The organism is Streptomyces sp. NPDC001153, from assembly GCF_053598315.1.
Window position 1 is genome coordinate 15,933 of the sequence record NZ_JBSFJZ010000069.1, and the last position, 21,452, is coordinate 37,384.

Genomic DNA, 21,452 nt, shown 5'->3' on the forward strand with positions numbered 1-21,452 from the left:
GTGGCCGTATGACCGCTGAGCCCACCATGACGACGTTCGCCGGACTCCACCACCGGCCCGGCGTGCCGCTGCTGCTGCCCAATGCCTGGGACCATGCCTCGGCGGCCGCGCTCGCCGCCCGGGGTTTTCCGGCGATCGGCACGACGAGCCTGGCCGTGGCGGCGGCCGCCGGACTGCCCGACGGCGAAGGGGCGACCCGGGAGCAGACCCTGGCTCTCGCCCTGACCCTCGGCGCGGGGCCCTGGCTCCTCTCGGTCGACGCCGAGGACGGATTCAGCCCGGATCCCAGTGAAGTGGCCGCACTGGCACGGGAGTTGTGGGCCGTAGGGGTGGCCGGGGTCAACCTGGAGGACGGGCTGGGGCCCGTCGACCGGCACGCGGCGAAGATCGCCGCGGTGAAGGCGGCCGCACCGGGCCTGTTCGTCAACGCCCGCACGGACACGTACTGGTCCGGCGACGGCGACGAGCGGGACACCCTGCGACGGCTCGACGCCTACCAGCAGGCCGGTGCCGACGGGGTGTTCGTGCCCGGGCTGACCGACCCCCGGCGGATCGCCGCCCTGGTCCGGCACCTCGAGGCCCCGCTCAACATCCTCTACTCGCCCGCCGGACCCACGGTCGCCCAGCTGGCCGACCTCGGCGTCCGCCGGATCAGCCTCGGCTCACTGCTGTACCGGCGGGCGCTCGGCGCGGCCCTGGACGCGGTCACAGACATCGCCGCCGGACGCACCCCGGACGGCACCACCCCCACCTACCCAGAGGTCCGCGCACTGGAGCGGAACGTGTCGGTGAGCAGGTCCGCGAACGCCTCCGGGTGATCGAGTGTGCCCAGGTGCCCGCCCGGGAACTCCGCGAACGCACCGCCCAGCCGCTCGGCGAGCGACACGCTCGTCCGGTACAGCGGCCCACCGCGCGAGTCGGCGCCGGCGGCGAGGGTGAGCGTGCCCTGGGGAGCGGTGAAGGAGGGCAGGTACGACGTGAACGGGCGGAGCACGCGGGCCAGGAAGACCCCGAACGGGGTCGCCTCGGCGCCCTCCGCGGCCGGGCGTCCGGGCCCGTCCAGCTGCCCGATCAGCTCGGCGCGCCGCTCCTGTCCGTCCGGCAGCACCGTCACGCACGGCGGTTCGTGCGCGACCACGTGCGCCGGCCGCCCGGGGTGCCGGGCGAGCAGGTCCAGGGCGGCGATACCGCCGGCGCTGGTCCCGAACACGTACGCGGACTCGCCCGCCGGAAGCACCTCCTCCAGCACCCGGTGCGCCCCCTCGCTCCAGTCCGCCACCCGCTGCCCGGGAACCGGCAGGCCGAGCCGGCCGTGGGCGAGGCCCAGCGGGTCGTACGTCACCACGGTGAAGTGCGCGGCCAGCCGCTCGGTCAGCGGCCCGAGCCCCATCGGGTGCCCGGCCCCGCCCGGCAGGACCAGCAGCACGGGACCGCTGCCCGAGACGTCGTAGTGCAGCGCTTCAGCCGTCTTTTCCGTCATGTCCGCTCGTCTCCCGGGGCCAGTGGGTGAGGGCCTGGTGCAGCGCGTCGATCGCCTTGTCCCAGGAAGCCTGTACGTTCCGGTCCGCGCCGAAGCCGCCGGCGGACTCCAGGGCGCAGTAGCCGTGGAAGGTGCTGCGCAGCAGGCGTACGGCGTCGGTCAGGTCGGGCTCGTCCAGGCCGTAGGCCCGCAGCATGCCGTAGGTGATCTCGGCGGTGCGGCGCAGGGCCGGGGAGCCGGGGATCAGGGACTGGTCGATACGGATCTGGGTGGCCGCGTACCGGCCGGGGTGCTCCAGGGCGTACGCGCGGTAGGCGCCGGCGAAGGCGGCCAGCGCGTCCTTGCCCGCGCGGCCGGCCACGGCCACCGCGATCCGGTCGATCAGCTCGCCGCCGGCCTGCAGCGCGAGCCGGGTGCGCAGGTCCGCGAGGCCTCGGACATGCGAGTACAGGCTCGCGTCCTTCACGCCGAAGCGGCGGGCCAGCGCGGACAGGGTGACGTTCTCGAAGCCCGCCTCGTCGGCGAGTTCGGCGGCTCCCGTGACGACACGGTCGACGGTGAGGCCCGCTCGGGCCATCCGGCACCCCCTCCTTGGATGTTTAGTGGAAATCCTAGGATATCTAGGTTTCCGGCGGGAGGGGTGCCGGCCGGCCGCGGTGGGTGTCGGGAGCGTCGGGGTCAGTCGGCCTCCGGCTCGGGCGCGGTGGAGAACACGAAGGAGAACTCCGCCGGTACGGCCCGCAGGCGGTACGGGGGCAGCGGGCCCGGACCGCAGGACTGGGAGCCGATGCCGTGCTGGCCGTGATCCAGGTTGACCCACACCGCGTCGCCAGGGGTGAGGTCGGTGCGGTGCGCGGCGGCGTCCAGCTGTTCGGTGGTCCAGCGGCGGGCGGTGAGCCAGAACGCCGGGTCGCCCTCGATGCGCAGGCCGCCGAGCTCGGCCCAGCGGACGTCGATGCGGGCGCCGTTCTCCTGGGGGCGGACGTACGGCGTCTGCAGGGCGTCCACGGTCGACTGCCAGCGGCCGACTGCCGCCGCCGTCCTGGTGTCCGGATACGCCTCGCCGGGGCCGCCGCCGTACCACCGCACACGGTCGGCCGCGGACAGGCCGAAGCGGATGCCGAGCCGGGGGAGGGGGACGGTCCAGTCGCCCTCGGGGGTGGTGCACACGGTCAACCGCAGACGGTCTCCGTCCGAGGTCCAGCGGTATACGGTCGACAGGCCCAGCTCCCGCGCCGCCGGCGCCACCCGGGTGCGGACCGTCAGCGCGTGCTCGCCGGTCTCCACCGCGTCCAGACGGTGCCGCATCCGGTGCAGGCCGAGCCCCCGCCACAGCAGCCCGTAGCGTAGGTCGGGCTGCCAGGGGGCGCCGTCGTCGTTGTCGGTGGTGGCCCGCCACACGTCCAGGCGCAGCCCGGTGACGGGCACGTCGCCGACGGCGGTCAGGGCGCCGGTGCGGGCGTCGAAGGTGCCGGGGCCGAGGGTGATCACCCCATTGCCGGGCACCGGCCGGGCGGTCGCCGCGACCGTGGGCACCCGGCGCTCCGACACCGGGATCTGGCCCCAGGCCACGACATGGCCCCTCGGCGCCCAGGCGGTGTCCGCGGCGAGCACCGCCCGGACCGTCCAGAGGGCCTCGCCGGCCGGCGCCCCGGCCGGCGGCGCGGGCAGCTTGACGTCGGCGGACGCGCCGGGCGCCAGCGCCGGCACCGACAGCGTGCCGGACTCCACCGTCTCCCCGTCGACCTCGTACGACCATGAGAACGCCAGCGCCGACACGTCGGCGAAGTCCTGCTTGTTGGTGACCCGGACCGTGCCGTCGCCGAAGTCGCCCGCGATGCCGACCGGTTCGATCACCTTCTTGAACTCGGTCAGGCCGGGGGAGGGCTGCCGGTCCGGGAAGAGCAGGCCGTCGCAGACGAAGTTGCCGTCGTGCAGCTCCTCGCCGAAGTCGCCGCCGTAGGCGTGGCCCAGCTCCGGATGGGCGATGCCGTGGTCGATCCACTCCCACACGAACCCGCCCTGCAGCCGGTCGTACGACTCGAACAGCCGCTGGTAGTCGGCGAGTCCGCCGGGGCCGTTGCCCATGGCGTGCGCGTACTCGCAGAGGATGAAGGGGAGCCTGCGTCGCTTGAGGGTGCCGCCGTCCAGACCCCGGCCGATCCGCTCGACCTCGGCGTGGTCGGCGTACATCCGTGAGTACACGTCCGTGTCACGGCAGCCGTGGTCGCCCTCGTAGTGCACCAGCCGGGAGGAGTCCCGGCCGCGGATCCACTCCGCCATCGCGGTCAGGCCGCGGCCGGTGCCGGCCTCGTTGCCGAGGGACCAGACGACGACCGACGGGTGGTTCTTGTCCCGTTCGACCATGCGGGACGCCCGGTCCAGCAGGGCCGGGGTCCAGCGGTCGTCGTCGACGGGGTTGTCCCGCCAGCCCTGCTCGGTGAAGCCGTGGGTCTCCAGATCGCACTCGTCGATCACCCACAGCCCGAACTCGTCGCACAGGTCGAGGAAGGCCGGGTGCGGCGGGTAGTGGGAGGTGCGGACGGCGTTGATGTTGTGGCGCTTCATCAGCAGCACGTCCTCGCGCATGGTGGCGAGGTCCAGGGCGCGGCCCTTCTCCGGATGCCACTCGTGCCGGTTGACGCCCTTGAACAGGACCGGCCTGCCGTTGACCTTGATCAGGCCGTCCGCCGTCTCCACGGTACGGAAACCGATGCGCAGCGGCACCCGCTCGCCCTCGGTGGCCAGCGTGCCCTCGTACAGCCTCGGGGTTTCCGCCGACCACGGCTCGACCGGCACGGTCACGCTCTCGCCGGTCGCGATGTCGACACCGAGCTCGGAAACGGTTACCCGGCCGTCCACGTCGGAGTCGACGCGCAGGGTGCCGGTGCCGGCGCGGTGGTCGTAGGAGGCGTGCACGAAGAAGTCGAGGGCGGCGCCCGCCGGGCGGTGCAGCAGGGTGACGTCACGGAAGATGCCCGGCAGCCACCACTGGTCCTGGTCCTCCAGGTAGGAGCCCGCCGACCACTGGTGGACCCGGACTGCCAGGACGTTGCCCTCGGGCCTGAGCAGATGGCCGACCGCGAACTCGTGCGGCAGCCGGGAGCCCTTGAACTCGCCGAGGTCCGTGCCGTTCAGCCACACCCGGGCGCAGGACTCCACCCCGTCGAAGCGGAGTACGGCGCCCCCGGCGGTGCCGTCCGGCCAGTCCTGTGGCAGGTCGAAGAGCCGCAGATGGTCGCCGGTCGGGTTCTCCGTCGGTACCCGAGGCGGGTCGACCGGGAACGGGTAGAGGTGGTTGGTGTAGATCGGGGAGCCGTGCCCCTGCAGGACCCAGTGGCCGGGGACCGGGATCTCCGCCCAGTCACCGGCGTCGTACCCGTCCTCGGCGAAGGAGTCGTCCTCGGCGTCGGCCGTCGGCGACAGCCGGAAACGCCAGCTGCCGTTCAGGGAAAGGGAGGTGGCGTCCGAGGAGGCGTACCAGGCACGGGGTGGCAGCGCCCCGGAGCCCGGCGAGACGTCCTCGACGTAATCGGTGGCGGTGCGGTTGCTCAACGACATCGGTCTCCTAGCTCAGCCCTTGATGCCGGTCTGCGCGATCCCCTGCACCAGCCAGCGCTGGAGGAAGAGGAACACGAACAGCAGCGGCAGGATGGAAACGGCGGCCGCCATGAAGATCTGGTGGAAGACGACGGTCTGGTTGGTGATGTACGACGAGAGTGCGACCTGGACGGTCCACGAGTTCGGGTCCTGACCGATGACCAGCGGCCACAGAAACGCGTTCCAGCCGTTGATGAACGTGATCGTCGCGATCGCCGCGAAGAAGTTCAGCGAGTTGGGGACGACGACCCGCCAGTACGCGCCCCAGTAGCCGAGCCCGTCCACACGTGCCGCCTCCTCCAGCTCCTTGGGGAACCCGAGGAAGTACTGCCGGAACAGGAAGCAGGTGAAACCACTGAACAGACCCGGAATGATCAGTCCCCGGTAGGTGTCCACCCAGCCGAGCGACGACACCAGCACGAAGCTGGGTACGAAGGTCACCGAGGTCGGGACCATCAGGGTGCCGAGGACGACGTAGAAGATCTTGTTGGCGTGCCGGTACGGGATGCGGGCCAGGGCGTAGCCCGCGAGCGAGCACACCAGCAGGATGCCGGCGGTCATGGAGCAGGCGACGACCAGGGAGTTCAGCAGCGACCGGGCGAACGGCACCGACGGGTCGTCGAACAGCTCGCCGATGTTGCCCCACTGCAGGTGCGTCGGGAAGAGCTCCCAGTGCTCGCCGGTGATCGCCGCGTCGGTGGACAGGGAGTTGCGCAGCAGCACGTAGAACGGGACCAGGAAGAGGACGGCGGCGACACCGGTGGCGATGTAGAGGCCGGTGTTGCCCATCACCCCGCCCCCGCGTTTGGCGGTCACGTGGACTCCTCCCCCCTTCCGAAGCCCATGATCTTGCCCTGGAAAAGGGTTACGACGACGATCAGCGCGGTCAGGATGACGGCGCCCGCGCTGCCGGCGCCGTAGTCCTGTTCCGTGCCCAGGGCGGTGTAGTACAGCTCGACCAGCGGGGGGCGGCCCCACGTCGTCCTGTCGAGCAGGTTGTAGAACTCGTCGAAGGCCTGATAGGCGGCGATGAGCAGCAGCAGGACCACCGCGGTGGACGTGGCGCGCAGCTGGGGCAGCGTGATGTGCCGGAAGGTCTGCCAGCCCGGCCTGGCGCCGTCGATGGCGGCGGCCTCGTACAGCTCGGCGGGGATGTTCTGCAGCGCGGCCAGGAAGAGGATCATGTAGAAACCGGACTGCAGCCACAGCCGTGCCGAGACGATGACCAGCCAGTACCAGGGCGGATCGGGGCTGGCCAGCCAGGCGATGTTGTCGATTCCGAACCAGCCGAGGACCGTGTTCATCAGGCCGAAGCGCACGCCGCTGAAGAGGGACATCTTCCAGATCAGGGAGGCGGCCACATAACTGCACGCGGTCGGCAGGAAGAACACCGACCGGAAGAAGGCCCGCATGAACCGCAGCCGGTTCACCAGCAGGGCGAGACCGAGGGACACCGCCCAGGTGGTCGGCACGATGAACGCGGCGAAGACGGTGAAGGTGCCGAGCGAGTGGACGAACTTGGGGTCCGTCAGCATGTACGTGTAGTTGTCGAAGCCGATGAACTTCGACGGTGTGACCGTGAAGCGGGCGTCGAAGAAGCTGAGGTAGACGCTCCAGACGATCGGCACGTAGATGAAGACGATCAGCCCGATCAGGAAGGGGCTGAGGAAGAGCCAGAAGTTGAAGGTGCGGCTGCCCCGCAGGCGCCGCCAGGTCCGGGCCGGCGCGGCCTTGGCCGGGGCGGGGCCCGCGAGGGCGGGCTTGGTGGTCGTCGACATGTCGTGGTCCGTCCGCGGGCCTATCCGAAGAGCTTCTTGAGCTCGCGGGTGACGGCCTTGTCGCAGGTGTCCAGAGCCGCCTCCGGGTCACCGTCCTTGCGGACGCAGTCGGCGAGGACGTCCCAGGTCGCCTGGATCATGGCCTGGGTCCAGCCGATGTTGTCGAAGTGCCCGTGGTCGTTGAAGAGCTTGACGCCCTGCGCGGCCAGACCCGACTTGAGCTTGGTGGCCGACGCGGCGATCGAGGAGCGCGGCGGGATGTGGAAGCCGTACGAGGTCGAGAAGTCCTCCTGGTACTGCTTCTGGTCGATCCACAGCCACTTCACGTACTCCTTGGCCGCGTCGACGTCGCCGCCCTTGGCGTTGACGAACATCGACCAGCCGCCGTTGTAGACCGAGGGCTTGCCGGAGTCGACGGTCTTCGGGAAGGGGAAGATCCCGAGGTCGTCGCCGAGCGCCTTCTGGAACTGCGGCATGGCCCACATGCCGCAGAACTGGATGGCACACAGGCCCTGGCTGAGCGAGGAGGGGTCCCAGAAGTCCGTCGGGGCGCCGAGGAGCAGATGGCCGCTGGTGAAGAGCCTGCGCAGCTTCTTAAGGCCCTCGATGACGCTGGGGGTGTGGTAGGCGATGCGGTTCTTGTCGTCGAGGGTGTCGGCGCCCGCGGACCAGATCAGCGGGTTGACGATCGCGTGCAGGTCGTTGCCGAGATAGACGCCCTTCGTCTTGCCGGTGGTGAGCTTGGCGGCGGCCTCGATCAGCTCGTCGAGGGTCTCGGGGACCTTGACGCCGGCCTTCTCGAAGAGCGAGGGCCGGTAGAAGAAGAACTGCGGGTCGTCGATCATCCGGACGCCGTAGATCTTCCCGTCGACCGTGTGGGACGTGATGTCGGCCGCGTTGAAGTCGCCCTTGACCGGATCGACGATGTCGCTCAGATCCGCCACCTGGCCGCTCTTGACCATCTGGATCTGCGGGTGGAACTCGAAGACATCGGGCGCGTTGTCGGTGAGCAGGGTGGCGAAGAGCTTGCTCTCGTAGTCGGCGCTGGTGATCCACTGGGTGGTCACGTTCGCCTTCTTGTACGCGGCGGCGTACCGCTTGAGCGCCTGCTCCACGCCCGGCTCGCCGTAGGCGTGGAACATCTGGGTGAGCCGCTTGCCCGAACCGCTGCCTCCGCCACGGCCGTTGTTGCTGCCGCACGCGGTGAGCGGGGCGGCGACGGCCAGCCCGGCGGCGGCCCGGAGTATCGAGCGGCGGTCCCAGGTGCTGTTGCTCTGTGCCGACATGCTGACGTCCTTGTCTGTCGAGTACGGCTGCGAGTGCGAGTGCGAGTGCGAGTGCGAGTGCGAGTGCGAGTGCGAGTGCGCCTGCGGCGAGGCTGGTGCGGGACGTTAACCTTCGGCTAAGGCTTCGGCAAGGGGTCGGACGAAGTCTGTTCGAAGTGTTGTGCCTGGTCCGGAATCCCGAACGGGCCAGCGGGAAAAGGGAGATGGGGCCGCCGGGTCAGGGGAGTGGCCGGCGGCCCCCAGTCAGGGAAGAGTGGCGGTTACCGCCGGGCCCAGGCCTCGTTCGCCCCGCCGTTGCAGCTGTACAGGATCACCGTGCTGCCGTCGGCGGTCGCCTGTCCGCCGACGTCGAGGCACTTGCCCGACGCCTCGTTCACGATCTGCCCGTTGCCGTTCAGCAGCCACTGCTGGGTTCCGTCGTGCGTGGCCGTGGCGGTGGCCGCCAGTCCCGAACTCCCCGCCGTCAGATAGCCGTTGGCGCCCTTCAGGGTGCCCTGCGCGTTGTACGACCACGACTGGCCGGCCGCGCCCGTGCAGGAGGTGATCGCGGCCCCCGAGGCGTCGGCGGTCAGGCACTTGCCGGACTGCTTGCCGACCAGGGCGCCGGTCAGCGCCGTACCGCCCTGCCCCTTCTGGTCGAGGACGTAGGTCGTGATGGAGCGGGCGGCCAGGGTCGTGGAGACGGTTCCGCCTCTGACGGCCGGCGTGGCGACCCTCGCCCAGTTCTCCTCCGCCGAGGTCCGCACCGCCTGGGTCGCGCGCACCGGCGCCCTGCCGTTGAAGTGCAGGTTCAGCGCGGTGTCGGTGGTGTTGTGGTTGTTCACCACGACCACCCACTGCCCGTTCCGGTCGTACGACGACACCTCCACGCCGTCCGGGGCCCCGGTCACGTCGTGCGCGACCGCCCCGGGCCGGACGAACCTGCTGTACTGGCCCAGCGCGTAGTACCGCTTGGTGAAGTACAGCTTCTGGTTGCCGTTCGTGGCGTAGTCGGGGTCGTAGTAGATCAGGCCGTCGTTCCAGCCCTGGTCGTTCCTGGTGTTCGGATCGGTGCCGTAACCGCTGGCGAGCGCCACCCACCACTGGAACGCCGAGTCGTGGGAGGTCGCGAAGTCCTTGTAGATGATCCGTGACATCAGCAGCGCGCTGTCGATGGTCGGGTCGTACTCCTGGTTCCAGCCCGTGCTCCCCTTGCCGAAGCAGCAGATCTCGGTGGCCCAGGGCGTCTTCCCGACCGACTTCGCCGTTTCGTAAACGTTTCCGAGCCGGCCGTCGTCCGGGTCGTCGTAGGTGTGATGGGCGAGCCTGGACACGTACTGTGCGGTGCCGGGCTGCGTGATCCACTGCGGGACCTCGCTGGTGAACTGCGTGGTCCTGCTCGACTCGTCCGCGATGATGCCCGTCTTGTGGTGCCGGGCCCGCTGCTCGGCGCCCAGCGCGCGCACGATGTCGTCGCGCTGGTCGACGGGCACCGGCATGCCCTCCTGGCCGCATTCGGCGAAACTGTTGTCCGGCTCGTTGAAGGGGCTGATGTAGTCCAGCTTCACGCCCTGCCGGGCGAAGTGGTCGGTCACGTCGGCGACGTACTTCGCGAAGTCGTTCTCGTTCTCCGGCTTCAGCCGGCCGCCGCAGCTCCTGCCGTTGGTCGTCCACCGGGCCGGTGCGCTGTTGACGAAGCCGATCAGATCCTTCACGCCGTACTGCGCGGCGTACGTCAGGAAGGTCCGGCCGCCCTTGTCCCTGCTCCAGTCGTAGGAGCCGTCGGCGGAGAGGAAGTCCTCGGCGGCGCGGGCCGGAGTGGTGACCGCGACACCGCCGCCGCCGATGTTGTAGCGGTACGAGCTCAGGTCCAACCCCTGCTTCGAGAACAGGAGTCGGGCAACCCTGGCCTGGACCTTCGGGGTGAAGTGCTGGAGGTCGTCGACCCACCAGGCCCCGGACGCGCCGATGTTGTCGATGGTCTGGGCGGCGTGCGGGGAGACCTCGGCGGCGGCCGGGGCGGCCCCGGCGCTCGCGGGCGGGGAGGTGAGAAGGGCTCCGGTGACGGCCAGTGCGGCGGAGGCTGTCAGCAGCAGGGATCTCTTGCGGGGGTGAGACACGTGCATCCCTTCCGTCGTCATGAAGGCGGTGCGGTACGGCTCCTTGCGAGGGTGGTGCGCCTGACGGTGCCTTTGGTGGTGCCCTGCCTCTGCCCGACGGACTGCAGCGCCCCCTCCAGCGCGAACGTGGCCGCGCCGAGGGACACCGGGTCGGTGGGGATCGGGGAGAGGACGATCTCGGTGGCGGCCAGCGGCCGGCGCAGCGCGTGCCGGGCGACGGCCTGTCGCACCTCGCCGAGCAGCGGCTCGCCCAGCCTGGCGGCGACCCAGCTGCTGAGCACGACCACCTCCGGGTTGAGCAGGTTGATCAGGTCGGAGATGCCGGCCCCCAGGTAACGGGCGGTGTCCCGGACCACCTTGAGCGCCACGGGGTCGTTCGCGGCGACCGCGCGGGCCAGGGCGTCGATGGTGGCCGTCTGGTCCTCGGGGTGCAACAGCGGGGACTGCGGGCAGAGTTCGCGCAGGTTCTGCATGATGCCGGGCGCGCCGACGTACGTCTCCACGCAGCCGTGGTTGCCGCAGTGGCACAGCCGCCCGTCCAGCACGAGCGTGGTGTGGCCCCACTCGCCCGCACTGTTGCTCACCCCCCGGTGCAGCCCGCCGCCGAGGGCGAGACCGGCGCCGACCCCCGTGCCCAGATTGACCACGACCGTGTCCCCGCGGCCCCGTGCGGCCCCGAACCACAGCTCGGCCACCGCGCAGGCCCGCAGCGGATTGTCCAAGTGCAGGGGGTACGCGATGTGTTCGGCGAGCAGGTCATGCAACGGCACGTCGTGCCAGTCCCAGTTGGGCGCGTACTCGGCGACGCCGGTGTCCCGGTCCACCTGGCCCGGCACGCTCACCCCGACGCCGAGCACCCGGGCCGCCTCGACCCCGGCCTGCGCCACCACCGAGCCGACGGCCGCGGCCACATGGCCCACCACCTGTGCCGGACGGCTCTCGCCGGGCCGCATGTCCTCGTCGGCGCGGGCCAGCACGTTCAACGCCAGGTCGAACAGCTCGACATGGACGTACGTCTCCGCGATGTCGACGCCGATCAACGCGCCCCCCGACGCGTTGACGGCGACCAGGCCCCGGGGCCGGCCGCCGGCGGAGTCCTCGAACCCCACTTCGGTGATCATGCGGAGGTCGAGCAGCTCGCCGACCAGCGTGGCGACCGTGGCCAGGCTCAGTCCGGTGGCGGCGGCGAGCTCCTGCCGGGAGGTGGGAGACTCGGCGATGATCTGGCGCAGCACCTCGTAGCGGTTCGCGGTGCGGATGTCACGTGATGTGCGCTTCAACGCGGCTGCCCCTCCCGTCCCGTCCAGCCGGACCACGCCGGGGCGACTCGGCACCGGCGCGGGCGCCAGGCTATGGGCTGCGAGGGAGTTTCGACAAGGGCTTAGGAAAGGGGCTGGAGGAAGTCCCTGTCCGGGCGGCCCTCAGTCATCGCGGAGGCCGAGGTGGTCCCGCACGAAGGCGTTGGCGAACGTACCGGAAGGATCCACGGACTCGGCCAGCCGCGAGAAGTCGTACAACCGTGGATACCGCCGCCGGAGTGCGGCCGAGGGGATCTGGAAGACCTTCCCCCAGTGCGGGCGCGGATCGAACGGGTCCAGCACCTCCTCCAGCCGGCGCACCACCGGCAGCACCGCCGTCTCGTCCCGCACCCAGGTGAAGTGCAGCGCGACCGAATCCCGTCCGTGGGCCGGGCTCAGCCACTGCGTGTCGGCGGCGACCGTACGCACCTCGCAGGTCTGCAGCACCCCGGCGACCGTCTCCCGGATGCCGTCGATCGCGTGGAGCGCGTCGAGGGCCGCCGAACGCGGCAGCAGATACTCCGACTGGATCTCCTCCCCGCTGCTCGGCGTGAACTCCGCCCGGAAGTGCGGCAGCCGCTCGTGCCACGGCCCGGGCACGCCCAGCTGCTCGGTGCAGTTGCCCGCGGGCATGCCCGGCACCGGGTGCAGCGGCACCCGCGCGGGCTCCGCCCACGGGAAGTCCACCGCCGGCCGGTCCGTGCGCCGCTTGACCCACACCTGCCTGAAGCCCGGTTCCCGCCAGTCCGTGAACAGGCTCACGCTGTACCCCGCAGCCGACACGGCTTCGAAGTCCAGTGATCTCAGCGGGAGTTCGGTGTAGACACGCTGCTCCACCTCGTACGCCGGCTCCAGGTCGAGCGTGAGCGCGGTGACGACGCCGAGTGCGCCGAGGGAGGTCACGACACCGTCGAACCGCGCGTCGTCCCGGCCCGTCGTCCTGGCCGTGCCGTCCGCGACGACCATCTCCACCTCCCGTACGGCCGACGCCAGCGGGCCGTTGTCCACGCCCGAGCCGTGCGTGCCCGTCGCCACCGAACCGGCCACCGAAATGTGCGGCAGGGACGCCATGTTGGGCAGGGCGAGACCGTGCGCGTGGACCGCCCGGGCCAGTTCGGCACAGCGGACCCCGCCCGCGACCCGGACCGTGCGCGCCGCCGTGTCGACCTCGATCACCCGCGGCAGCCCGGCCGTGGACAGCAGTACGCCGTCCGGACCCGGGTCGGCGATCCGGTTGAAGGAGTGTCCGCTGCCCAGTACCCGCACCCGCTCACTGCGCGCCACCAGCGCCGCCAGCGCGTCGAGCGTGCGCGGGCGGTGGAACTCCCGCGCGGTGTAGGTGACGGTGCGCGCCCAGTTGGTGACCGACCCGGAGGTCCCGGCCTTCCCGGCTGCCTTCCCTGTCACGTGGCGTCCCTCCTGGAGAGTGCGTAGGGGCCGACCCTCTCATCCGTCCGGGTCCAGAGGAGAGTCACTCTGCGGATTTCGTTGCTGTAACCGTATTCATCGACGTATCCGAAATTTCACTGGCCTGTTGAATGCGATATCGGTACCTTTCGATCCATGACCCAGGAACCGCTTCCCGCCCGCCTGCCCGTCACCGAGCGCACCCGCCACCGCCGGCTGCGCGAGCAGGGCAGCCTGGAGCGGGCGGAGCTGGAGGCGATCCTCGACGCCGCGTTCGTCTGTCATCTCGGGGTGCTGGTGGAGGGGCGGCCGCTCGTCGTGCCCACGGTGTACGGGCGGGACGAGCGGTGGCTGTATCTGCACGGCTCCGTGGCCAGCCGCAGCCTCGCCGGGGATGTGCCCGTCTGCGTGACCGTCACCCACGTGGACGGGCTCGTGCTCGCCCGGTCCGTCTTCGAGCACGGCGTCAACTACCGCAGCGCCATGATCCACGGCACGGCGCGCAAGGTCACCGACCCCGAGGAGAAGCTGGCGGGGCTGCGCCGGCTCACCGAGCACTCCGCGCCGGGGCAGTGGTCGTACGCCCGCCGCCCCGACCGGAAGGAACTGGCGGCCACCACCCTCCTCGCCCTGTCCCTGCAGGAGGCCTCCGTCAAGATCCGCACCGGCGCCCCGGACGACGGCGACAGCCCCGACGCGGCCCTCGGCCTGTGGGCCGGGGTCCTGCCGCTGACCACGGTCTGGGGCACCCCGGAGCCCGACCCGGCGCTGCCGGCGGGGACCGCCGTACCGGACCACATCGCGCGCCGTGCGGGGACCCGGCACGGCTGAGCCGCAGCCGGGGGCATACGGTGTAAGACGTACGCCTGAGCCGGGAGGAGACAGACGGATGGGCAGTCGTACCGCGCTGGTCGAGGATCTGATGGAGCGGTTCCCGCACGTGCCACGGGAAGCCGTTTTCAAGGAGGACCTGCTCCGCGGCGGCGTCGCCTTCGACCCGTCCGCCCTCAGCGACAACGAGAGCGGCGAGGTCAAGCCGAAGTCGTACTTCATCTTCTCGTTCGACCACGGCACCCTGCCCGAGCTCGGCGAGGCGGCGCTGCGGCGCCCGCCGGAGGAGATCATCCTGACCGGCGGCCCGTACGAGCTGCGCCGTACCGTTGTCTCCGTACGGGTGAACCCGGCCTCGCCGTACCGGGTGGCCGCCGACGACGAGGGACTGCTCGGGCTCTACCTCGACGGGAAGCGGATCGCGGACGTCGGCGTGCCGCCGATGCCGGAGTACTACCGGCACACCCTCTCCAACGGAAAGTCCGTGATGGAGGTGGCCCCGACCATCCAGTGGGGTTACCTGATCTATCTCACCGTTTTCCGTGTCTGCCAGTACTTCGGCGCCAAGGAGGAGTGCCAGTACTGCGACATCAACCACAACTGGCGCCAGCACAAGGCGGCCGGGCGGCCGTACACCGGTGTGAAGGACGTCGAGGAGGTGCTGGAGGCCCTCGAGATCATCGACCGGTACGACACCCAGCAGGCCTCCACCGCCTACACGCTGACCGGCGGCGCCATTACGAAAACGGTTGCCGGCCGGGACGAGGCCGACTTCTACGGTCACTACGCCAAGGCCATCGAGGAGCGCTTCCCGGGCCGCTGGATCGGCAAGGTCGTCGCCCAGGCGCTGCCCAAGGCGGACGTGCAGCGGTTCAAGGACTACGGCGTGCAGATCTACCACCCCAACTTCGAGGTGTGGGACCGCCGGCTGTTCGAGCTGTACTGCCCCGGCAAGGAGCGCTACGTCGGCCGTGACGAGTGGCACAAGCGCATCCTGGACTCCGCCGACGTCTTCGGCGCGCGCAACGTGATCCCCAACTTCGTGGCGGGCGTGGAGATGGCCGAGCCGTTCGGGTTCACGACGGTGGACGAGGCGATCGCCTCGACCACCGAGGGGCTGCGCTTCTTCATGTCGCACGGCATCACGCCCCGCTTCACCACCTGGTGCCCGGAGCCCACCACCCCGCTCGGCAAGGCCAACCCGCAGGGCGCGCCGCTGGAGTACCACATCCGGCTGCTGCAGGCCTACCGTCAGACGATGGAGGACTTCGGGCTGTCCTCCCCGCCCGGATACGGCCCGCCCGGACCCGGCCGCGCCGTCTTCTCCGTCAGCTCCTTCATGGACAGCCTGCCCGCCGAGCAACCCGCGGAGGCGGAGGCGCCGCTCGAGGTGTGATCCCCGCACCGGACCGGCGTGGCGGTGAACGGAACGGCGCCCGCATCCGTACTTCAGGCCGGAGTTGCGGGCTCGTAGCGTCACGCATCTGTCCAGACACCATCGGTAACCGGATGTGAACAGGCCGCTTGTCAGTTGTGTCGAGGACGTGAAAGGCTCTGTGCCCTGCCGCGAGGTTCCCTGCAACTCCCTTCGGCCTATGGTGAGTTGACCTCGCTCGTGGATGCAGGAGTCCCATGCCCGACCTGCCGACCCCCCAGGACGCCACCGAGGCATCGCTGTTCTCGGAGGGCTGGGACGCGGTGCTCAGTTACGCCGACCTGTGCACCTCCGGTTCCCTGACGGCCCATCAACTGGCCACCGAGGCCTTCACACTCGGCATGCGCGAGATCCGCGCCGCCGCGAGCACCCATGTGCGCGGCGCGGGCCGCCGCACCGCCCGGCTGCCCACGATCCCGGCGCTGCTCACCGCCGTACGCGACACCGCCGCCGCCTGGGAGGCCGACGGCCGGGGCCACAAGCTCGACCCCGACCTCAGGCTGTGGCTCAACTCCGCCAAGGCCGCCCGCTATACCGGGCCGCCGCTGGAGCGCCCGGTCGCGCTGCGCGGCCTGAGGGACATGCAGGAGGCCGACGCCTCGCTGCTGTGGCTGGCCGAGGCGGAGGCGCTGCCCCTGCCCACCGTCGCCCGCCGGCTCGGCCTGGACCCGGCCACCGTCGCCGACGAACTCGACCAGGTCCGCACCCTGTTCCGGGACCGCTGCCACCGCGCGCACCTGGACACCCCCATGGACGCGCAGTGCCGCTCCTACGCCCGCCTGCTGGACGCGGTCACCCGCTCCCCGGCCGCCGACGCCCCCGACGACCTCTCCCGGCACCTCGCGACCTGCGTCCGCTGTGCCGAGGCCGCCGCCTGCCTGCGCCTGCACGGCGGCGGGCTGCCCGCCGCGCTGGCCGGCGGAGTCATCGGCTGGGGCGGCCTCGCCTACCTGGAACGCCGACGCCGCGCCGCCGAGGTCCGCCTCGGCGCGGGCCGCCCCGGCGGCGCCGATCCCGCTGCCGGCGATCCGGCGGAGGGCACCGGCCGCAGCCGCGCCCTGCGCGGCGGCCTGCTCGCCGCCGCCGTGCTGCTGTCGGCCCTGGCGCTCGGTGTGTCGATGATGCCGTTCGGCGGCTCCGCCGACGACAGCGCCGCCGCCCGCGACGACCGGCAGCCGGTCGCCGCCGACCCCAGCGTCTCCTGGACCAGTACCCCGCCCGGCCCGGCGACGGCGTCCGCCGTCACACCCTCCGCGACGCGGACGCGGACGCCGACGCCGTCCGGCTCCGGCCGCGAGCAGCCCGACCCCGAGCCCCAGGGCAGCACCTCCTCGGCCGCGCACCCTTCCGGCCCCGGCCGCTCCAGCGCCCCCGCGACCGGCTGCCGGGTCGCCTACGACCTCGTCAACCAGTGGCCCGACGGCTTCCAGGCCACCGTCACCGTCACCACCGACCGGCCTCTCGACGGCTGGAACGTGTCCTGGGCCTTCCGCGACGGCCAGCAGGTCGGCCAGATGTGGGACGCCACCGCCCTCCAGAGCGGCCCCCGGGTCACCGCCACCGCCGCCGACTACAACAAGACCGTCGCCGCGCACGGCACCCTGTCCTTCGGGTTCCTCGGCACCTGGCAGGGCCGGAACCGGGCGCCGTACGGTTTCACGCTCAACGGGGCGTCCTGCTCGGCCGGCTGAGCGCGCCGTACGGAAGGGGTGTGCGGGGGCCCGTACGGAAGGGGTGTGCAGGGCCTAGTTGGCCGGGGTGCGGCGGCCGGATCCACGGACGGCCTTGCCGGAGGCAGTGCCGGTCGCCGTGCCGGCCGCGGTTCGGCGGCTGGATTTGCGGCCGCCCGCGCCGACGGCATCACCCGTGGCCTTGTCGGCTCCCGCCCGGCGGGCGGACCGGCTCCTGCCGGTTGCGGAAGCGCCGGCGGTGGCCGCCGCCCCGGCCCCGCGGCCGTTTCGGCGCCGGCCGGAGCGCCTGCCGGGCTCGGTGCCGGTGTTCCGGGCCGCGCGGGACGCCGTCGGTGCCGCTGGCTGGGGGACCTCGATGGTGACGGGCACGCCGGAAGGTTCGCGGGCGCCGGTGAGGGTGGCCAGTTCCGCGTCGCTCGACTTGACGCGGGCCGTCCGGGGGCGGATGCCCGCGTCCGACATGAGCCGGGTGACGTCCCGTTTCTGGTCGGGCAGGACCAGTGTGACCACGCTGCCGGAGCCGCCGGCGCGGGCCGTGCGGCCGCCCCGGTGGAGGTAGTCCTTGTGGTCGGTGGGCGGATCGACGTTCACGACGAGGTCGAGGTCGTCGATGTGTATGCCCCGGGCCGCGACGTTCGTCGCCACCAGCGCGGTGACCTGGCCGTTCTTGAACTGGTCCAGGGTGCGGTTGCGCTGCGGCTGCGAGCGGCCGCCGTGGAGGGCCGCCGCGCGGACGCCGACGGCCAGGAGCCGCTTGGCGAGCCGGTCGGCGGACCGCTTGGTGTCGAGGAAGAGGATGACCCGGCCGTCACGGGCCGCGATCCGCGTGGTGACGGCCTTCTTGTCGGTCTCGTCCTGGACGTGGAGCACATGGTGCTCCATGGTGGTCACCGCTCCCGCGGACGGGTCCACGGAGTGCACCACGGGGTCGGTCAGGAACCGCTGCACCAGTCGGTCGATGTTCCGGTCCAGGGTGGCCGAGAAGAGCATGCGCTGCCCGTCGGGCCGCACTCGCTGGATCAGCTTGGTGATCTGCGGCAGGAAGCCCATGTCGGTCATCTGGTCGGCTTCGTCCAGCACCGTGATGCGTACGTCGCCGAGCACGCAGTCCCCGCGTTCCACGAGGTCGTTGAGCCTGCCGGGAGTCGCGACGAGCACTTCGGCGCCGCGCCGGAGCGCTCCCGCCTGCTTGGTGATGGACAGCCCGCCGACCACCGTGGCCAGCCGGAGGTTCACGGCCGTCGCGTAGGGGGTCAGCGCGTCCGCCACCTGCTGGGCGAGTTCCCGGGTGGGCACCAGAACCAGGGCGAGGGGTGCCTTGGGTTCCGCGCGCAGTCCGGCCGTGCGGGCCAGCAGCGCAAGCCCGAACGCGAGGGTCTTGCCGGAGCCGGTGCGTCCTCGTCCCAGCAGGTCACGGCCGGCCAGCGAGTTGGGCAGCGTGGCCGCCTGGATGGGGAACGGGGTGGTGACGCCTTGCGCGGTGAGGGTCTTCAGCAGCCCCGCCGGCATGTCGAGCCCGGCGAAGTCCTCGACGGCGGGAAGTGCGGGTGTCGTGCTTTCCGGCAGCCGGAATTCCGTCGGTGACGACGCGGACGGTGAGGGTGACGAGGCGCGCCGGTTCGGCTTCTGCGACCTGCGGGACATGCAGCTTTCTGCCTTCCTGGAAACAGCACAAACCGGGGTCCGCACCCTTTCGGTGCGGACCCCGGTGAGCGGATACGCGTCCGGCGATCAGGCGGGGACGATGTTCTCCGCCTGCGGGCCCTTCTGGCCCGGCGTGACGTCGAAGGAGACCCGCTGGCCCTCCTGGAGCTCACGGAAGCCCTGGGTCGCGATGTTCGAGTAGTGGGCGAACACGTCGGGGCCGCCGCCGTCCTGCTGGATGAAGCCGAAACCCTTTTCGGCGTTGAACCACTTCACGGTTCCCTGTGCCATGACATTCTCTTTCTATCAGGCAGAGGCCCCATCCGGAGATGCCGGAAAACAAATAATGCGCCTGAAGGAGAAACATTCCCGTCAGGCGCACATAGGTTCATGGGTACCACAACTGCAACACCAAGACCGTAGCACAGCTCGACGGCCCGTGGTGGATCTCCCAGCCGCACGCACGGGTTCCTGGGACGCTGTGGGTGATCGTGACTTTCGCCTGGCCGCCGCTGGCCGCCGCCTTTACACACGATTCGGACGCCGCCTCGGGCTGCCCGAGCCGGCGTCCGGACCGGTCCGCTCGTGCAGCACGACCAGCTCGTGTTCCAGGCGCCCCAGCGCGGCTACGACGCCGGCCAGGACGACGCCGAGCAGCAGCAGCCACGGAACGCGCAACCCCCACCACACCGCGGACCCGAGCGGCGGCCCGGGCGCGAGGCCGGGTCAGGCAGAACGCGGGCGGCCACGGCCGGCACCGGCAGCATGTGCCACAGACGCAGCGGCATGCCGGCCGCGCCCACGGGGTGGACCACGCGCCACACCCGCTCGCGGGCCAGCGGTTTCCGTACCTGCGGCGCGGCGAGGAGGCACAGGCAGACCTGGGCCACCACCCACGCCGGCATCGCGGCCGACGGCGGATCGGTGTTGCTGGGGTCTGCCCGGTCACCAGGATCAGGCTGACGGGAACGGCCCGAGAGCCTCGAGCGCGGCGAAGGTCGGCCCGCCGCCCGCCGCCCGCCGCCCGCCGCCGTCGCGAGCGGCACGAGCGGCATGAACCTACGCCCGGTCAGCAGGTCGGGGTCTTCCGTACAGGTGTTCCGCGAACCGTCCCGGTGAAGGGGGCTATGCGGACCAACCCCCGGCCCGGCCCGGGCGCTGGTGGCCGAGCGCCGCCCCGACCGGCCGTACCGCCGATGGCCGGTACCGCCGTGATCGGGGCGGTGGTGCATCTCCCAGCCGCCGCCATCGAGGAGGGCCGGGACCTGTCCTCGACGAGCGGCATCCTGGCCGACACCGCTCACCGTCCGCTGCCGGCCTGACGGCCCGCCCTCACTTCAGGTGCCGGCCGAAGAACCGGTTCCCGTCCTCCGCCTCGAACCACGGGGTGCCGGTGTGCCCGCCCATATTGGCGTGCAGCGTCTTCTCCTTGGTGCCGAAGGCGTCGAACAGGTCCAGGGCCCGCTGCCGGGGGTTCCCTTCGTCGTCCCACTGCAGCAGGAACAGCAGCGGAATGGTGACCTGACGGGCCTCCAGGCGCTGGGCGCGGGGCACGTACCCACCGGCGAAGAAACCGGCGGCCGCGATGCGCGGCTCGAGCACCGCCAGCCGAATGCCGACGGCGGTCCACCCCGAGTACCCGACCGGGCCGCCGATCTCGGGCAGCGAAAGGAGGGCGTCCAGGGTGGTCCGCCACTCGGGGACCGCCTTTTCGACCAGCGGGCCGATGAAGGACTCGAAGATCTCATCGACCGGCTCACCGGCCTGCATCGCCCGGCGGAGGTCGGCACGGGCCCGTTCGTCGGCGGCGGAACGGGGCCGGTCACCGCACCCGGGGGCGTCGATGGCGGCCACCGCGTAGCCGTACGCCGCGGATTGCCGGGCCCGGGCCACCAGCCGGGATTCCCCTTTGGGCAGGCCGTTGTTGTGGGCCATCAGGATCAGGGGAGCCGGTGCGGCGGATTCAGGCGTCCACAGCGTGCCGGGGATCTCGCCGAGGGCGAACTCGCGCTCGATGACGCCGTCGTCGAGGCGCTGTTCGGAAGTGAATTGCATGGTCGTGCCTTTCGGGAGTGCGCTTGAACGGCGCTCCCGGACGACCTATCGCCCGACCGTGACCCCGGAGGGGAGCACCCATGTCGATACTGCGTTCACGGGTACCACCTCCTCGTTCTCTCGCACGGCCTCCGGAAAGCTAGCAATGGACGCCGTCGTCCGCCAACGGGTTTTTCACGGAGGCTCCGTGGCCGGAAGCCAAGGGCTTCGGGCCTGTCTGGTCACGGTGTGGCCGGAGAGGTTGTCCAGGCGACGGATGACCCGCTTGCCTCCTCGTGGGCCGGATGAACCTCTGCTCGGCCGCTCTCGACAAGCCGCATCTCACCTCGGCGGACCTGTCCTGGTCCGCCTGGCTCAGCTGCTCGTCCCGTCCGCCACGACGGTGAACGCAAGGGGCCCGAAAACCGTAGGCCACTGCGGCGGTACGGGTGCGAAATCCGATCGCCACTTCCTCGATTGCTGACCGACAAAGGGGTCCCATGAAACACCGCCGACCGCGCCACCGCCGCAGGGTGATCGCCAGAGCCGTCGGTACGGCGGGCACGCTGGCCATCGCCCTGGGTGCGGGGATGACGCCGGCGATGGCCGCCGGGAAGACGGCCAACAAGCCCACCGCCACCGGGTTCTCGCCCGACCAGCCCGACCAGCCCGACCAGCCCGACCAGCCCGACCAGCCCGACCGGGACGACGCGCCCTGGGCGCCCCGGCACGACGAGGTGCCGAAGCAGCACACCGCCGTCCGTCCGGAAGCCTTCACGCCCCGCGCGGCCACGTCCGCTCTCCAGCTCAGTCTGCCCGCACCGACCGGGCGCCACGGCGTGGGCACGTTCAGCCTGCACCTCGTCGAC

18 protein-coding genes and 1 pseudogene are annotated in these 21,452 nt (G+C 71.3%); 6 read left to right on the plus strand and 13 right to left on the minus strand.

The window, feature by feature from the left end:
• Positions 1-8 precede the first annotated feature (8 nt).
• Positions 9-818 (plus strand): isocitrate lyase/PEP mutase family protein, encoded by an 810-nt coding sequence (locus tag ACWDEN_RS44080; protein ID WP_450863624.1) that lies wholly within the window; start codon positions 9-11, stop codon positions 816-818.
• On the opposite strand, the gene ACWDEN_RS44085 is transcribed toward ACWDEN_RS44080, so the two are convergent.
• From ACWDEN_RS44085 to ACWDEN_RS44125, 9 genes are all read right to left on the minus strand, one after another.
• Positions 752-1,480: an alpha/beta fold hydrolase gene (locus ACWDEN_RS44085; RefSeq protein WP_450863626.1), complete on the minus strand. Its 729-nt coding sequence runs from the start codon at positions 1,478-1,480 to the stop codon at positions 752-754. The genes ACWDEN_RS44080 and ACWDEN_RS44085 overlap by 67 nt on opposite strands.
• Positions 1,461-2,057, minus strand: coding sequence for a TetR/AcrR family transcriptional regulator (locus tag ACWDEN_RS44090; protein ID WP_450863628.1), 597 nt, complete (start codon positions 2,055-2,057; stop codon positions 1,461-1,463). Before ACWDEN_RS44090 ends, ACWDEN_RS44085 begins: the two co-directional genes overlap by 20 nt.
• A gap of 101 nt (positions 2,058-2,158) precedes the next feature.
• Complete coding sequence (locus ACWDEN_RS44095; RefSeq protein WP_450863630.1) at positions 2,159-5,035, minus strand: glycoside hydrolase family 2 TIM barrel-domain containing protein; 2,877 nt, start codon at positions 5,033-5,035, stop codon at positions 2,159-2,161.
• A gap of 18 nt (positions 5,036-5,053) precedes the next feature.
• Positions 5,054-5,869 carry a carbohydrate ABC transporter permease gene (locus tag ACWDEN_RS44100; protein WP_450863651.1) on the minus strand — a complete coding sequence of 272 codons (816 nt, stop codon included), beginning with the start codon at positions 5,867-5,869 and terminating at the stop codon, positions 5,054-5,056.
• Positions 5,870-5,892: 23 nt separating this feature from the next.
• Positions 5,893-6,858: a carbohydrate ABC transporter permease gene (locus tag ACWDEN_RS44105; RefSeq protein WP_450863632.1), complete on the minus strand. Its 966-nt coding sequence runs from the start codon at positions 6,856-6,858 to the stop codon at positions 5,893-5,895.
• Positions 6,859-6,878: 20 nt separating this feature from the next.
• Positions 6,879-8,144, minus strand: a complete 1,266-nt coding sequence (locus ACWDEN_RS44110; protein WP_450863634.1) for an ABC transporter substrate-binding protein — start codon at positions 8,142-8,144, stop codon at positions 6,879-6,881.
• A 260-nt stretch (positions 8,145-8,404) separates the two neighbouring features.
• Positions 8,405-10,249, minus strand: a complete 1,845-nt coding sequence (locus tag ACWDEN_RS44115; RefSeq protein ID WP_450863636.1) for a glycoside hydrolase — start codon at positions 10,247-10,249, stop codon at positions 8,405-8,407.
• Between the two features lie 11 nt (positions 10,250-10,260).
• The gene (locus ACWDEN_RS44120) at positions 10,261-11,523 is read right to left on the minus strand and encodes an ROK family transcriptional regulator (protein WP_450863638.1); all 1,263 of its coding nucleotides are present in this window, start codon (positions 11,521-11,523) and stop codon (positions 10,261-10,263) included.
• Positions 11,524-11,664: 141 nt separating this feature from the next.
• Positions 11,665-12,948 carry an FAD-binding protein gene (locus tag ACWDEN_RS44125; RefSeq protein ID WP_351607358.1) on the minus strand — a complete coding sequence of 428 codons (1,284 nt, stop codon included), beginning with the start codon at positions 12,946-12,948 and terminating at the stop codon, positions 11,665-11,667.
• Between the two features lie 156 nt (positions 12,949-13,104).
• Between ACWDEN_RS44125 and ACWDEN_RS44130 the strand changes: the two genes are divergently transcribed.
• The 3 genes from ACWDEN_RS44130 to ACWDEN_RS44140 all read left to right on the plus strand — a co-directional run bounded on the left by ACWDEN_RS44130 (position 13,105) and on the right by ACWDEN_RS44140 (position 16,905).
• Positions 13,105-13,779: a pyridoxamine 5'-phosphate oxidase family protein gene (locus ACWDEN_RS44130; RefSeq protein WP_450863640.1), complete on the plus strand. Its 675-nt coding sequence runs from the start codon at positions 13,105-13,107 to the stop codon at positions 13,777-13,779.
• A 58-nt stretch (positions 13,780-13,837) separates the two neighbouring features.
• Positions 13,838-15,175, plus strand: coding sequence for a radical SAM protein (locus tag ACWDEN_RS44135; RefSeq protein WP_351607352.1), 1,338 nt, complete (start codon positions 13,838-13,840; stop codon positions 15,173-15,175).
• A gap of 236 nt (positions 15,176-15,411) precedes the next feature.
• Positions 15,412-16,905, plus strand: coding sequence for a cellulose binding domain-containing protein (locus tag ACWDEN_RS44140; protein ID WP_450863643.1), 1,494 nt, complete (start codon positions 15,412-15,414; stop codon positions 16,903-16,905).
• A 54-nt stretch (positions 16,906-16,959) separates the two neighbouring features.
• On the opposite strand, the gene ACWDEN_RS44145 is transcribed toward ACWDEN_RS44140, so the two are convergent.
• From ACWDEN_RS44145 to ACWDEN_RS44155, 3 genes are all read right to left on the minus strand, one after another.
• The gene (locus ACWDEN_RS44145) at positions 16,960-18,549 is read right to left on the minus strand and encodes a DEAD/DEAH box helicase (protein ID WP_351607348.1); all 1,590 of its coding nucleotides are present in this window, start codon (positions 18,547-18,549) and stop codon (positions 16,960-16,962) included.
• 87 nt (positions 18,550-18,636) lie between these two features.
• Positions 18,637-18,840 carry a cold-shock protein gene (locus tag ACWDEN_RS44150; protein WP_307623925.1) on the minus strand — a complete coding sequence of 68 codons (204 nt, stop codon included), beginning with the start codon at positions 18,838-18,840 and terminating at the stop codon, positions 18,637-18,639.
• 234 nt (positions 18,841-19,074) lie between these two features.
• Positions 19,075-19,227, minus strand: coding sequence for a hypothetical protein (locus ACWDEN_RS44155; protein WP_450863645.1), 153 nt, complete (start codon positions 19,225-19,227; stop codon positions 19,075-19,077).
• Between the two features lie 518 nt (positions 19,228-19,745).
• On the opposite strand from ACWDEN_RS44155, the gene ACWDEN_RS44160 reads away from it, so the two are divergent.
• A complete protein-coding gene (locus tag ACWDEN_RS44160; protein ID WP_351607346.1) occupies positions 19,746-19,871 on the plus strand; it encodes a hypothetical protein in 126 nt (41 codons plus the stop codon).
• A 10-nt stretch (positions 19,872-19,881) separates the two neighbouring features.
• Here ACWDEN_RS44160 and ACWDEN_RS44165 read toward each other — a convergent pair whose 3' ends face one another.
• A complete protein-coding gene (locus ACWDEN_RS44165) occupies positions 19,882-20,604 on the minus strand; it encodes a dienelactone hydrolase family protein (RefSeq protein WP_450863647.1) in 723 nt (240 codons plus the stop codon).
• 479 nt (positions 20,605-21,083) lie between these two features.
• On the opposite strand from ACWDEN_RS44165, the pseudogene ACWDEN_RS44170 reads away from it, so the two are divergent.
• Positions 21,084-21,452 (plus strand): annotated as a pseudogene (locus tag ACWDEN_RS44170) (hypothetical protein); the annotation flags it as partial.

What these genes read in the sequence shown, in the direction of transcription:
- ACWDEN_RS44080 (WP_450863624.1), top strand. Translation starts at nt 9, where the DNA reads ATGACCGCTGAGCCCACCATGACGACGTTCGCCGGACTCCACCACCGG.
- ACWDEN_RS44085 (WP_450863626.1), bottom strand. Translation starts at nt 1,480, where the DNA reads ATGACGGAAAAGACGGCTGAAGCGCTGCACTACGACGTCTCGGGCAGC.
- ACWDEN_RS44090 (WP_450863628.1), bottom strand. Translation starts at nt 2,057, where the DNA reads ATGGCCCGAGCGGGCCTCACCGTCGACCGTGTCGTCACGGGAGCCGCC.
- ACWDEN_RS44100 (WP_450863651.1), bottom strand. Translation starts at nt 5,869, where the DNA reads ATGGGCAACACCGGCCTCTACATCGCCACCGGTGTCGCCGCCGTCCTC.
- ACWDEN_RS44105 (WP_450863632.1), bottom strand. Translation starts at nt 6,858, where the DNA reads ATGTCGACGACCACCAAGCCCGCCCTCGCGGGCCCCGCCCCGGCCAAG.
- ACWDEN_RS44110 (WP_450863634.1), bottom strand. Translation starts at nt 8,144, where the DNA reads ATGTCGGCACAGAGCAACAGCACCTGGGACCGCCGCTCGATACTCCGG.
- ACWDEN_RS44115 (WP_450863636.1), bottom strand. Translation starts at nt 10,249, where the DNA reads ATGCACGTGTCTCACCCCCGCAAGAGATCCCTGCTGCTGACAGCCTCC.
- ACWDEN_RS44130 (WP_450863640.1), top strand. Translation starts at nt 13,105, where the DNA reads ATGACCCAGGAACCGCTTCCCGCCCGCCTGCCCGTCACCGAGCGCACC.
- ACWDEN_RS44135 (WP_351607352.1), top strand. Translation starts at nt 13,838, where the DNA reads ATGGGCAGTCGTACCGCGCTGGTCGAGGATCTGATGGAGCGGTTCCCG.
- ACWDEN_RS44140 (WP_450863643.1), top strand. Translation starts at nt 15,412, where the DNA reads ATGCCCGACCTGCCGACCCCCCAGGACGCCACCGAGGCATCGCTGTTC.
- ACWDEN_RS44145 (WP_351607348.1), bottom strand. Translation starts at nt 18,549, where the DNA reads ATGTCCCGCAGGTCGCAGAAGCCGAACCGGCGCGCCTCGTCACCCTCA.
- ACWDEN_RS44150 (WP_307623925.1), bottom strand. Translation starts at nt 18,840, where the DNA reads ATGGCACAGGGAACCGTGAAGTGGTTCAACGCCGAAAAGGGTTTCGGC.
- ACWDEN_RS44160 (WP_351607346.1), top strand. Translation starts at nt 19,746, where the DNA reads ATGGCCGGTACCGCCGTGATCGGGGCGGTGGTGCATCTCCCAGCCGCC.
- ACWDEN_RS44165 (WP_450863647.1), bottom strand. Translation starts at nt 20,604, where the DNA reads ATGCAATTCACTTCCGAACAGCGCCTCGACGACGGCGTCATCGAGCGC.